Below are 12,526 nucleotides of genomic sequence, written 5' to 3'. Positions count from 1 at the left end.
GTGGACCCTGCCGGCCGGCTGAGCGCATCAGCCGGCCGGCAGCACGCCCAGGAAGAGCGCGGCCAGTTGAAGCGCCGCGCCGCCGCCTTCGGCGCCTGGCCCCCGAGGGCGCGCAGCGTCGGCACCAGGGCCGCCAGGGTGAGTTGCCCGCCCACCCCCCCACACCGTCGCCGCGAGCAACTCCGGGCGGGCGGTGGTGCCGCTCCGGCCGGATCTTCACAGAGGAGATACCGGCACGGGCCGGATCCGCGAGGTCGCCAACTCGACCGGGTGTACGGCACGTCAGCCGGTTGACGTACACCTCTCGCCTCAGCGCACCGCCACCAGCACGCAGCTGTCGCCGCAGCGCCAGACCGTCCCGGCCTCGCGGAAGCCGGCCGCCAGCAGCAACTCCTCGTGGGCCCGCGCCGAGAGGCCGTTGCCGTCACCGGTCGCGGGGGCCGGCCGCAGGTCACGGGCGGCCAGCAGGTCGGCGAACTCGGGGACCCGGCGCACCTCCGCCCACCACCCCGCCCAGTCCTCCCCGCTCGCCGCACCCAGGCGCTGCTCGCAGCCGCGGCCGACCGCCGTGGCGAGCGAGGAGAGGGCCGGGCCGCCGTCCGGCGCCAGGTGGTCGCCGTTGACCAGCACGCCCCCGGGACGGAGCGCGGCGGCCAGCTCGCGGTAGATCGCGCGCAGCCGGTCCGGCTCGGGGTAGTGCAGGGCCGTGGTGGAGACCGCGGCGTCCAGCGGCCGGTCCAGCTCCAGGGCCGCCAGCCAGCCGTCCTCGCCGATCAGCGCCTGGACGTAGCGGGCGGCCTCCGGCGCGCGGGTGCGGCCGAGTTCGAGCAGCAGCGGATCGACGTCCACTGCGAGGATCCGCGCGTGCGGCAGGCGGGCCGCGAGCCGGATCGCCAGCGAGCCGGGGCCGCTGCCGAGATCGGCCACCAGCGGCGCCGGCTGCCCCCGGGTCACCTCCTCGACGACGTCGGCGATCGCCGCGAAGCGCTCCTCGCGGCCCACCGCGTAGCGCTCCTGCTGCCGCTCCCACCGGTCCACCCAGGCCTCGGCCAGGGTCATGCTCACAGCCATCGTGCTCCTCGTCCGCACCGCTCCGTCCTGCGCGCCTCCATCCTAGGCGACACCTGGAAACGAAAACCGTTTCGGCTGAGCCGCTCGGTGATCACGCTGCTCACAACGCGTCACATCGCGCGCAGCACCTCGACCAGCCGGTCGACCTCCTCCGGCGTGTTGTGGACGTGCAGGCTCACCCGCACCGAGCCGTTGCGCTCGTCCGCCCCGGCCTGGCAGAGGCTGTCGGCGCGGACCAGGAAGCCGTGGCTGGCCAGCACGAAGCCCAGGTCGTCGGACCTGATCCCGTGGTGCCGGAAGGTCACGATGCCATGGCGCTGCTGGACCGGCGAGTCGGCGGCGAGGCTGCGCTGGCATCCGAGGACCTCGTACTGGTCCAGCCGGCGCAAGCTTTCGGTGAGCCGCGCGGCCAGCGCGACCGTCCACCGTTCGATCCGGGTCACTCCGGCGGCCTCCAGCCAGTCCAGCGCCGCCAGCAGGCTGACGACACCGCTGGTGTTCGGCGTGCCGGCCCAGCCGGCGGGCTCGAACCTCGGCCCCCGGGCGTTGCGCGCCCAGAGCGCGCCGCTGCCGGGCAGGGCCATCGCCTTGTGGCCGGAGAAGACCACGAAGTCGACGTCGAGCCGGCCCACGTCCAGCGGCAGGTGACCGATCCCCTGGGCGGCGTCCAGGCAGATCGGCACCCGGGGGCCGACCGCCGCGCGGATCCGGTGCACGTTCATGTCGCCGCCGTAGACGTGGTGCACGTGGGTGGCGGCGACGAAGGCCGTCCGCCCGGTGACCAGCTCGGCGAGCGCGGCCGGATCGTAGTCGTGCGAGCCGGCCTGGTACGGCAGCGCCCGGACGGCGATCCGCGCGCCACGGGCCGCGAGCAGGCGCTGGGCCTCCAGCCACGGCAGCAGGTTGGCCTGGTGGTCGGCGAACGGCACGATGATCTCGTCGCCGTCGGCCAGGTACTCGGTCAGCCAGTCCCGGGCCACGGTGCGCAGGCCCTCGCTGGTGCCGCTGACGAAGTGCACCGCGGAGCCGTCCTCGTGGCCGAAGGCCTGATCGCCGAGGAAGCGGGCGACCCGCTGCCGGGTCTCGGCCAGCAGCGCGGTGGTGCGGTTCGCCCAGGGGTAGCTGCCGCGCCCGGCGTTGGCGTTGGTCGTGGTCAGGTAGGCGTGCACGGCGTCGAGCACCGCCTGCGGCTTCTGCGCGGTGGCCGCGCTGTCCAGGTAGACGAGCTCGGGGTTGGCCACCACGATCGGGAACTGCACCCGCAACGCGTCCTGCCAGTCCCGCAGTTCCTCCAGTTCGCCGCCCATGGTGTCCCCTCCGCTCCGCACTCCTCAGTCCCGCACCAGCGGGGCGCCGGCATCGCGCCACCCGACGATCCCGCCGGCCAGGCTGCGCGCGTCCCGGTGCCCCATCCGGGTCAGCAGGGCCGCGTACGCCGCCGATTTCTCGCCGACCGGGCAGGCCAGCAGGACCGGCTGGGTGCGGCCGAACGGCAGGCCGCCGTGCAGCAGTTCGTCGAACAGCTCGTCGACGATGTTGATCGAGCCCTCGATGTGCAGCGCGGCGTAGGCGAACGGGCCGCGCAGGTCGACCACCAGCGGGCGTTCGGCGGCGATCCACTTGCGGGCCGCCTCCACGTCGAGGTACTTCGCGGCGGCGATCTCGGCCGGGCCGAGGGTGGCGACCGAGTTGGGCCGCGCCGGCCGGCCGAACAGCTCCGGACGACGCGTGCGGAGGTAGCTGAGGTAGCTCTCCACCCGGTCGCAGACGATGAAGACGGCGGTCCGGCGCCGGGTCGACCCGGCCGCCACCCGCCGCAGGTGGCGCACCGCGCCGTAGTACGCCGCGCCGCCGGTCGGCCCGGCCAGGATGCCGCAGCGGCGGATCAGGGTGAGCATGCCGTCGATGGCCTGGTCGGAGGTGACCGACTCGATGCCGTCGTAGGTGGCCGGGTCGAACAGGCCCACCTCGTGCACCTCGTCGATGGTGCGGATGCCCGGGATGAAGTCGGACTTGTCGGCGACCAGGCCGAGCACGTCGAGCCCGGGACCGCTCGCCCGCAGCGCGGCGGCCACGCCGGTGGAGGAGCCGGCGGTGCCCACGCAGGCGATGAAGTGGTCGGGTGCCCGCCCGTCCAGGTCGCGCAGGATCTCCGGGCCGGTCCCGGTCAGGTGCGCCTCGGTGTTGAGCGGGCTGTAGTACTGGTCGGTGTGCAGGTAGCCGCCGTCCGACTCGGCGAGCATCCGGTGCATCCGGGTGAGCGGGTCGTCGGTGTCGGTGGGGTCCAGGCACTCGGCCTGGCCCGGCAGTTCCTCGATCTCGGCACCGAGCAGCAGGAGCAGGTCCTTGATCTCCGGCACCTTCATCCGGTTGGTCACGCTGCGGAACCGCAGCCCGTGCATGCCGGCAATCAACGCGAGGGCCTTGGCCGTGTTGCCGCTGGAGAGTTCCACGATCGTGTCGCCGCGCTCGACGGCGCCGGGCAGCGCCGCGCGGGTCATCTGCCAGGCCGCGCGGTCCTTCACCGACCCGAACGGGTTGAGCAGTTCCAGCTTGGCGTACAGGTCGATGCCGCGCAGGCCGTGCACCTCCGGGCTGATCCGCAGCAGCGGGGTGTCCCCGATGGCCTCGGTGATGCTGTCGTATCTCAACTGCGCTCCCCCGTCCCCTCCATGGGCCAGTACTGATCGTCGAGCCGCCAGCGCCAACTGCCGGCGTCCAGGTAGAGCGCGGCGGTCCGGGCCACGGGCTGGTGCATCGCGTGATGGGCGGTGAAGTCCATGCAGTACCCCGCGGTGTTGGCGAAGGCCAACAGGTCACCGGCGCGCGGCAGCTCGGGCAGGAAGACCAGGCGACGGGTGATCAGATCACCCTCCAGGCAGAGGTTCCCGACCAGGTGGACACCGACCGGGCCCGCCGTCGCCGGCGGGGCCGCCCGTCGGGTGACGAGCAGCGGGTCCATCAGCACCCCGTGCTGTTCCAGACTGATGTCGGCCGCGTTCGCCGCCAGCCGGACCAGCGGCGCACCAGCCCCGGTGCGGCGGACCTCGACCACCCTCGCCAGCACCGCGCCGCACTGGTCGACCAGGGCCCGCCCCGGCTCGATGTGCAGGTCGTACAGGTTCTCCAGCAGCAGCGTGGCCAGCGGGCGGCCCATCGCGGGCGCCAGGCCGGACAGCAGCTCGTCGAGGTACCCCTCGGCGGCGACCGCCCGGTGCGCCGGGTAGAGGGTGAGCGCACCGCGCAGCCGGCCCGCCTCGGCGCGCAGGCCGTAGCCGTGCCCCTGCCAGGTCAGGGCCGGCCGGCTGCCCAGCACGGCGTTGCCCAGCTCGGTGGTGTAGCGCTGCCACTGCTCCTGGTGCGCCAGGTAGTTGACGCCGAACCCGCCGCCGACGTCCACGGCCCGCGGGTCCAGCCCGCGGCGGCGGCACTCGTCCGCCGCTGCGATGCACCCCTCCAGGGCCGCCGCCTTCTCCGGCAGGCCGACGGTGTCGAGGTGGTACGCCACACCGGCGAGGTCGACCGCGTCCCGGTGCCGCTCGACCGCGTCGAGCAGCCCGGCCAGCCCGGCCGCGTCGGTGCCGAACCGGCTCGGCCGGCTCAGCACCTTCGCGCCCGGCGCCCGGAAACCGGACAGGCGCAGCAGGACGGGCACCCGCGGCAGCGCGTGCTTGCGGATGAGCGCGGCCAGTTCGTCCAGCTCGGCCCGGGAGTCCAGGTTGACCGTGGCGCCGACCCGGGCCGCCAGCCAGAGGAACTCGGTGGTCTTGGGGCCGGTCGCCATGATCCGGTCGCCGGTGAAGCCGGCGCCGAGCGCGTGCTGCAGTTCGCCCGTCGAGGCGACGTCGATGCCGGCCTCGGTGGCGGCGAGGCGGCGGACCAGCGCGCTCGAGCGGTTCGCCTTGTGCGCGTAGTGGATCCGCCCCGCCAGGTGGTGGCGCCGGTAGACCGCGCGGAACCGGGTGACGTTCTCGGCCAGTTGCTCGGGGAGCACGATGTTGAGCGGGGAGCCGAGCGCGTCCACCAGCGAGTGCAGCAGCTCGGTCGCCTCCAGGGCCGACCGCAGGCGTGGTTCGAGCCGCGGTTCCAGGTACAGGGGTTCCGGGCTCGGCAGGTCGGGGTACGGCGGGTCGGGATCGGGTGGTGCGGGGTCCGATGGCGGTAACCGTGGTGGCAGGTGCTGCATGGCGACGAGACTCCCCCCGCCTCTCGCGTGTGAACGAGGTGCCCGATCACGGTAATCGCTTCGGGCGTTCGACGACAGGCCACCTGTCGGACACCTCGCACACGGGCCGCTACGCCTACTCCTTCGCTTCCACCACCGCCGCGGCTGCGGGCGCGACTGCCGGCCCCCCGGCCACTGCCGTGACCGGCTTGGGCGTCCAGCGGGCCTCGACCTTGCCGAAGCGCCAGTAGAGCACGGCGACGATCCAGGTCGCCGCGAAGAGCCCGGCGATCGCGAATCCGGCCTTGTTGATGTCGAAGTTCGCCATGAAGTCCCAGAACGGACCGCTCAGGTGCAGCTCGGAGGTGAGCACGCCGAACATCTCGATGGTGCCGATCAGGAAGGCCGCCGCGATCGACAGACCGGTGATGACGAGGTTGTAGTACACCTTGCGGACGGGGTTGGCGAAGGCCCAGCCGTAGGCGAAGTTCATGAAGCAGCCGTCCAGGGTGTCGAACAGCGTCATGCCGCCGGCGAAGAGCAGCGGCAGCGCGAGGACGGCGTAGAACGGCAGGCCGGAGCTGGCGGCGTAGGCGGTCGCGGCGAGCAGCACGACCTCGGTGGCGGTGTCGAACCCGATGCCGAAGATCAGGCCGACGAAGAACATCTGCCAGGTGTGCTTGATCGTGCGCATGAAGCGGCCGAAGAAGCGGTACATCAGCCCGCGCTGCTGGAGCTGGTGCTCCAGCTCCTCCTCGTTGAAGGTGCCCTGGCGCATCGCGCGGAAGACCTTGATGATGCCGGCCAGCACGATCAGGTTGAGCAGGGCGATGAGGTAGAGGAAGCTCGCCGAGGTGACGGTGCCGATGACACCGCCGACGGTCTCGTAGGTGGAGTTCGGGTCGACCATCGCCCCGAAGACGGCCTTGGCCGCGACGGTGATGCCGATGCCGACCACGCAGATGATGGTGGAGTGGCCCAGGGCGAAGAAGAAGCCGGTGCCCAGCGGGCGCTTCTTGTCCGCCATCAGCTTGCGGGTGACGTTGTCGATCGCCGAGATGTGGTCGGCGTCGAAGGCGTGCCGGGCGCCCAGCGTCCACGCGGTGAACGCGACGCCCATGCCGATGCCGAGGCCGTCGTAGTGGAAGTGGTGCGGCAGGACGGCGAAGACGAAGATGCCCCAGCCGAAGCCGTTGAGGGCGAGGATCACCAGGGCCATGATGCCCAGGCGCCCCCACTCCGACGGGTGCAGCGCGTCGCGGATCGATCTGAACCGGGTTGCCGGTGCGGTCAAGGCATCCTCCTCGGGATGCTCGCGGACAGGGCGGCACCCGAGGCGGCCTCGATGGGCCGAGCGGTTCCGTCCTTCCGACGAGGCGGGGAATCCGAGGTGCGGCAGCAGGCGACCGGGCTCGTCCCCGTCGAGGGGCATCACCGTTGCGGGACAGTGCCGGGTTCACACCGGACTTCGCTACTGGCGCACCGTCACAGCTGGCAGCTGCAACCTTGCCAGCCTAGTGAGCCGCTCGAGCCGTCCTCAAGTCCGCCCAGCTCAACACCCCGGGAACTCCCAGTCCACGGTCAGCTTCCGTTCGAGGCGGCGAGCTGATCCCCCAACGACCGGTCCCGGTCGCGGGGTTGCCGTCGCCCTGCGGCGGCGGCAACCCCTCGGCGGCAGGCGGGTTACGGCGCGGTGATGCCCGGGGCGGTGCCGGCGCCGAAGGACCAGCCCTCGTCGGTGCCGGGGGCCGGGGTGTAGCTCGCGGCGCCGAGGTCGCTGTAGGTCCACGAACCACCGGGAGTGGCGTGCCAGTAGGACCAGTAGGCGGTGGCGGGGGCGCCGTTGCACGGGTCGGGCTGGGTGTTGATCGCGCAGATGAAGCCCGGGAAGCGCGGCACGAAGCCGTAGCTGAAGCCGGCACCGGTCAGGGCGGCCAGGCCGTTGGCCGGCGAGCCCTGGGCGCAGCCGGTCTGGACGCCGCCGCCGAGGGCGGTGAAGTCGACCACGACGGTGACCCCGGAGCAGCTGGGGTCGGCGTGCGCGGCGGGTGCGGCGGCGGCCGTGCCGCCGAGCAGCGCGGCGGTGAGGGCGGCCGCGGCGGCGAGCGAGCCGAGCAGGCGGCGGCGCGGGCGGGCGGTGGGCGTGCTGGTGGTCATGACGGCTCTCCTCTGACTGGTCGTCAGTTGCTGGGGCAGGCGAGGGTGGGGGCAGCGGGGTTGGCGCCCTGGGCGCTGAGGTCGACCAGGGCGACGCCGGAGAGGCCGAGCACCGCCTGGGTGGTGGCGCGCACGGCGTTGGCGGCGTTGAAGCCGGTGCTGTCGTAGGCGATGGCGCCCTGGGTGCCGGCGGCGCCGGAGCAGCCGACCTGGAGCTTGTACAGCGCACTCCAGGCCTTCAGGCCGGGCAGCAGCCGGCCCTGGCTGAGCAGCGCCTCGCCGGCCAGGCCGGTGCTGTTGGCGTTGCCGGCCGTGGCGGTACCGGTGGCGAAGCTGCCGTCCGTGCCCTGGTGGGCGGTGAGCCAGTCGAGGCCGGCCGAGGCGGCGGCCGGACGGCCGGTGGCGGCCAGGGCCTGGACGGCCATCGCGGTGGCGTCCGGGTCACTGGTGCAGGTCGGCTGGCCGAACGCGGCCGGGAAGCCGCCGTCGGCGCACGCGCTGCCGGCCAGGAAGTCGGCGGCGCTCGCCGGGGCGCCGCCGGGGGTGCGGTCGAGGGCGATCAGGGCGAGCGACTGGCCGAAGGTGTTGCTGTAGTCGCCGTACTGGGAGTGGTCGGAGAACCGGCCGCTCGGGGTGAGCAGGGCCCGCAGCCGGGTGGGCAGGTCGACGCCGCCGAAGCTGGTCGGGTCGGTGCCGCGCACCTCCGCGGCCAGCAGCAGCTTGGCGGTGGCCCCGGCGTAGGACTCGGTGACGCCGTCGCCGAGGTAGCCGCTGAGGTTGGCGGGCTGGGCCAGCCAGGCGGTGGCCTTGGCGGCGGTCTGGTCGGCGGAGTGCGAGGCGGCGAAGGCGAGGACGGCGTCGATGGTCAGGCCCTGGTCGGGGTAGCCGACGCCGCCGAAGCTGGTCTCCAGGTGGTCGCCGTTCACGAACTGGCGGGACAGCCAGCCGGCGGCCGCGGCGTCGGGGAGCAGGGTGGCGCCGGTCCCGGCGGTGCCGAGCTGCGGGGTTCCGGTGGGGGTGGTGGCACTCGCGGTGGTGACCGGCAGGAACGCGGTGACGGCGAGCGCGGCGGCGCCGAGCAGGGCGGCGGAGCGGCGGGTGACGGGCATGGTGGACCTTTCGGTACGGGGCATGGGTACGGGAAGTACGGGGCAGTTGCTCAGGCCGGCGGGGTGAACCGCACCGGCGCTTCGAAGACGGCCCGCCGGGCGGCCCGCCGGAAGACGGTGAGCACCGCCGGCCCGGCGATCAGCACGCCGAGGAAGGTGGTGACCGCCCGGCCGGTGTCCCAGCCGAGCGAGGTGGTGGCGTCGAAGAGCAGGTAGCGGTGCCACTGTTCGGTGAACGGCAGGCCTGGCAGGTAGGCGATCGAGCTGTGCGGGTCGAGCGAGAAGGGCCAGAAGGAGAGGTTGAGCAGCAGGCCGAACAGGTAGCCCGAGCAGGCGCCGTAACCGGCCAGCAGCAGCAGTTCCCAGCGACCGCGGGCGCGCGGCAGCACCCCGGCGAGCAGGCCGACGAAGGCGCAGCCGAACATCTGGTAGGGCATCCACGGCCCCACTCCCCCGGTGATCAGGGCCGAGGCGAAGAGCGAGGTGCAGCCGAGGACGAAGCCGAAGCCGGGCCCGAACACCCGCCCGGCCAGCACCAGCAGGAAGAAGACCGTCTCGACCCCCGCGGTCCCGGCCCCGAGCGGGCGCAGGGCCGCGTTGACCGCGGAGAGCACGCCGAGCATGGCGAGCGCCTTGGCGTCGATGCCGCCCTCGGCGATCTCGGCGAGGACCACGGCGAGCACCAGCAGGAGCAGCGCGCCGAAGATCAGCGGCGGCGCGTATGCGGAGCCGAAGCGTCCGGGTGCCACCACGAAGGGCCACAGGAAGGCGACCAGGCCGAGGGCGGCGGCGAGCGTGATCACCAGTCCGGCCCGGCCGGGTATCCGCACGGCCACTCGGCTCACCGGGTCACCTCCCGTCGCGCTTCGGCAACCTGAGTGACCGTCAGGTAGGGCAGCGGCGCGAGGATCTTGGCGGTCTGCGGCGCGAACGCCGGTGAGGCGACCACCACGTGCGCGGTGGGGCCGTCGGCGACCAGCTCGCCCTCGGCCATCACCAGCACCCGGTCGGCGGCCGCGGCGACGAACTCCACGTCGTGGGTGGAGACGACGACCGCGCGTCCCTCGGCGGCCAGCACGTCCAGGGTGCGGACCAGCGCCTGCTTGGCCTGGTAGTCGAGGCCGCGGGTGGGCTCGTCGAGCAGCAGCACGCCGGGCGCGGCCGTGAGCTGGATGGCGAGCACCAGGGCGAGTTGCTGGCCCGCGGACAGGTCGCGGGGGTGGGTGGCATCCTCGATGCCGGGGGCGAGCGCGTCCAGGATCTCCCGGGCCGGGCGGGGTGCGGGGGTCGTGCCGGTGGCCGATTCCCGGTCGGCCTCGGCGAGTTCGGCGGCGACCGAGTCCAGGTAGAGCAGGTCACTGGGGGTCTGCGGGACCAGGCCGACCAGGCGCCGGGCCGCGGCTGCGCCGAGCCGCTTGGGGTCGCGCGACTTGGCACCGGGCTCCCGCGGGTCGCGAACCTTGACGCTGCCGCCCTGCCGGGGCCCGGCACCCTGGAGAGCCCAGAGCAGCGAGGACTTGCCGGAGCCGTTGCGGCCCATCAGCGCGGTCACCTCACCTGCGGACAGCTCCAGGTCCACCTCACGGACCGCGGTGAGGTCGCCGTAGCGGACCACCAGCCCGTGGGCGTCGAGCACGGGGTGGGTGGTGGCGGAGCTGCGGGCGGGCGGTGGTGGCACGTCCGCCAGGCGTTCGCGCAGCCCGGCGGCGGCGCGGCGGGCGTCGCGCACCGACAGCGGCAGCGGATCCCAGCCGGCCAGGCGGCCCAGTTCGACCACCGGCGGCGCCACCGTGGTGTGGCGGAACAGCTCGCCGGGCGGGCCCGCGGTGACGGTGCCGTCCCCGCCCAGGTGCACCACCCGGTCGGCGTACTGGACCACCCGCTCCAGCCGGTGCTCGGCCAGCAGCACGGTGACCCCGAGGTCGTGCACCAGCCGGGTGATCGCGGCCAGCACCTCCTCGGCGGCGGTCGGGTCGAGCGCGGAGGTGGGCTCGTCCAGCACCAGGACCCGCGGATGGGCGGTGAGCACGGCACCGATCGCCACCCGCTGCTGCTGGCCGCCAGAGAGTTCGGCGAGCGCGCGGTGCCGCAGCTCGGCCAGGCCGAGCAGGTCGAGGGTCTCCTCCACCCGCTTGCGCATCACGTCGGCGGGCAGCGCCAGCTGCTCCATGACGTAGGCGAGTTCCTCCTCCACCGTGTCGGTGGTGAAGCCGGCGGCCGGGTCCTGGCCCACCACGCCGACCAGGTCGGCCAGTTCGCGCGGCGGGTGGTGGGCGGTGTCCCGGCCGCCGACGGTGACCCGGCCGGCCAGCGTGCCGCCGGTGAAGTGCGGCACCAGGCCGTTGACGGCGCCGAGCAGGGTGGACTTCCCGGCGCCGGTGCGGCCGACCACCAGGCAGAGTTCGCCCTCCTCGACGTGCAGGTCGACCTCGCGCAGCACGGGCGCGGGGGCGTCGTGGTAGGTCACGGTGACCTGGTCGAAGCGGATCACGTGGTCACCTCGGAGGCAGCGGGACGGCGGGCGGGCGGCGGGGCGGCCACGCCGGCCACGGCGGCGAGCAGCACGGCCACCGCCGGCACGGCCGGCAGGGTGGGCCAACTCAGCGGGTAGAGGGAAGGGTTGAGCTCGGCGGCGCGGTAGCCGACGCTGACCAGCAGCAGCACCGCGGAGGTGACCCCGCAGAGCGCCACCGTCCACTCGGGCCAGCGCCAGGGGTCGGGCCGGTAGCTGGTGCGCTGCACCCGGCGCCCGCCCAGCACCAGCCCGCCCGCGCAGAGCACGGCGCCGGCCGGCAACGCGGTCAGGCCCAGGGCGCGCGGCGCGGAGCCGTCCAGCAGGCCGTAGGCACCCGCGCAGAGACCGAGCATGCCGGCGAGCATCAGTGCACCGGTCACTCGGCGAGTGGTCTTGCTCGCCGTACCGGAGCGGCCGTAGCCGCGGGAGTCCATCGCGGCGGCCAGCCGCAGCGAGCGCTCCAACGCGTCCTCCAGCACCGGCACCACGATGCCGCGCAGCGCGCGCAGTCCCTTGTCCGACGCGGCGCGCAGCCGCCTGGCCCGGCGCACCCGCTGGACGCTCTCCACCAGCTGCGGCGCGACGCTGATCGACACCGTGACGGCGACGCCGAGTTCGTAGAGCGCGCCCGGCAGCACCCGCAGCGCGCGCTTGGGGTTGGCCAGCGTGTTGGCGGCGCCGACGCAGCAGACCAGGCAGGCCAGCCGCAGCCCGTCGATCGCCGAGGAGAGGGTGGCCTCCAGCGAGACCGGGCCGCCGATCCGGATCCCCGCGTACCAGGACGGGGTCGGCAGGTGCGGCAGGGTGAAGAGGATGTGGTCGCCCGGGGTGATCCCGCTGGCGAAGACGCAGCGGAAGGCCACCCGGACGGCGATCACGGTCAGCGCCAGCCCGAGGTAGTACGGGAAGCCCCGGGCCCAGGGCGCGTCGGTGCGCCGGGCAGTGATCACGAAGCCGAGCACGGCCAGCACCAGCAGGAGCAGCAGCGGGTTGGTGGTGCGGCTGGCCGCCGTACCGAGCCCGATCGCCCACAGCCACCAGGCCACCGGGTGCAGGGTGCGCGGGGCCCGGCGGCCGTCACCGGGCTGCCCGGCGCGCGCGGCGGGCCGGGCGATCGTCGAGGAGGGATGCACCGGATCAGCCGTCCGACCGGCTTCGTCGCCGGGCGGCGGCCACCGTGGCGCCGCCGAGGCCGAGCACCGCCAGGACGCCGACCAGGACCGGCAGGACCGAACCCGCGGAGTGCTTGGCCGGGGTGGTGGGTGCGGCGTCGACGATCCGCGGCGCGCCGGCGCTCGGGGAAGCCGCCGCCGCGGTCGGGGAGCTCGGGTCGGCGCTCCCCGTCGTGGCGCTGGGAGCCGCGGTCGCGGCGGCGCTGGTGGACGGCGCGGCGGCGGAGGCGGTGGCGGAGGCGGACGGCCCGATGCCCGTGGCGGGCGGGGTCGGCGAGGCGACAGGTGCCGCGCCGGGCGGCGGCACGGACGGACGGCCCGGGTGCGAGCCGCCGAC

General features: G+C 74.2%; 10 protein-coding genes, 1 pseudogene and 1 riboswitch. All 11 genes and pseudogenes read right to left on the bottom strand.

What is annotated here, in order from left to right:
• Positions 1-309 precede the first annotated feature (309 nt).
• Positions 310-1,071 (bottom strand): class I SAM-dependent methyltransferase, encoded by a 762-nt coding sequence (locus ACQRUO_RS08855; RefSeq protein ID WP_428315197.1) that lies wholly within the window; start codon positions 1,069-1,071, stop codon positions 310-312.
• A 110-nt stretch (positions 1,072-1,181) separates the two neighbouring features.
• Positions 1,182-2,378: an aminotransferase class V-fold PLP-dependent enzyme gene (locus ACQRUO_RS08850; RefSeq protein WP_428315196.1), complete on the bottom strand. Its 1,197-nt coding sequence runs from the start codon at positions 2,376-2,378 to the stop codon at positions 1,182-1,184.
• A gap of 24 nt (positions 2,379-2,402) precedes the next feature.
• Positions 2,403-3,722 (bottom strand): pyridoxal-phosphate dependent enzyme, encoded by a 1,320-nt coding sequence (locus ACQRUO_RS08845; RefSeq protein WP_428315195.1) that lies wholly within the window; start codon positions 3,720-3,722, stop codon positions 2,403-2,405.
• Positions 3,719-5,257 carry a Y4yA family PLP-dependent enzyme gene (locus ACQRUO_RS08840; RefSeq protein WP_428315194.1) on the bottom strand — a complete coding sequence of 513 codons (1,539 nt, stop codon included), beginning with the start codon at positions 5,255-5,257 and terminating at the stop codon, positions 3,719-3,721. Before ACQRUO_RS08840 ends, ACQRUO_RS08845 begins: the two co-directional genes overlap by 4 nt.
• A gap of 115 nt (positions 5,258-5,372) precedes the next feature.
• Positions 5,373-6,530, bottom strand: a complete 1,158-nt coding sequence (locus ACQRUO_RS08835) for a HoxN/HupN/NixA family nickel/cobalt transporter (RefSeq protein WP_428315193.1) — start codon at positions 6,528-6,530, stop codon at positions 5,373-5,375.
• Positions 6,531-6,589: 59 nt separating this feature from the next.
• Positions 6,590-6,733, bottom strand: a riboswitch (adenosylcobalamin (AdoCbl) riboswitch).
• Positions 6,734-6,919: 186 nt separating this feature from the next.
• On the bottom strand, positions 6,920-7,393 hold the full coding sequence (locus tag ACQRUO_RS08830) for a flagellar hook-length control protein FliK (protein ID WP_428315192.1): 474 nt from the start codon (positions 7,391-7,393) through the stop codon (positions 6,920-6,922).
• 23 nt (positions 7,394-7,416) lie between these two features.
• Positions 7,417-8,502, bottom strand: coding sequence for a peptidase (locus tag ACQRUO_RS08825; protein ID WP_428315191.1), 1,086 nt, complete (start codon positions 8,500-8,502; stop codon positions 7,417-7,419).
• 50 nt (positions 8,503-8,552) lie between these two features.
• Entirely contained in the window at positions 8,553-9,347 is a 795-nt protein-coding gene (locus ACQRUO_RS08820) for an ECF transporter S component (RefSeq protein WP_428315190.1), read from the bottom strand.
• Entirely contained in the window at positions 9,344-10,993 is a 1,650-nt protein-coding gene (locus ACQRUO_RS08815) for an ABC transporter ATP-binding protein (protein WP_428315189.1), read from the bottom strand. Before ACQRUO_RS08815 ends, ACQRUO_RS08820 begins: the two co-directional genes overlap by 4 nt.
• Positions 10,990-12,150 (bottom strand): CbiQ family ECF transporter T component, encoded by a 1,161-nt coding sequence (locus tag ACQRUO_RS08810; protein ID WP_428315188.1) that lies wholly within the window; start codon positions 12,148-12,150, stop codon positions 10,990-10,992. Before ACQRUO_RS08810 ends, ACQRUO_RS08815 begins: the two co-directional genes overlap by 4 nt.
• A gap of 4 nt (positions 12,151-12,154) precedes the next feature.
• Positions 12,155-12,526 (bottom strand): annotated as a pseudogene (locus ACQRUO_RS08805) (hypothetical protein); the annotation flags it as partial.

Source organism: Kitasatospora sp. LaBMicrA B282, assembly GCF_050325825.1.
In the GTDB taxonomy this organism is placed as follows: Bacteria; Actinomycetota; Actinomycetes; order Streptomycetales; family Streptomycetaceae; genus Kitasatospora.
The sequence above is the reverse complement of the archived record's forward strand: the minus strand, read 5'-3'. Positions and strand labels throughout refer to the sequence as shown.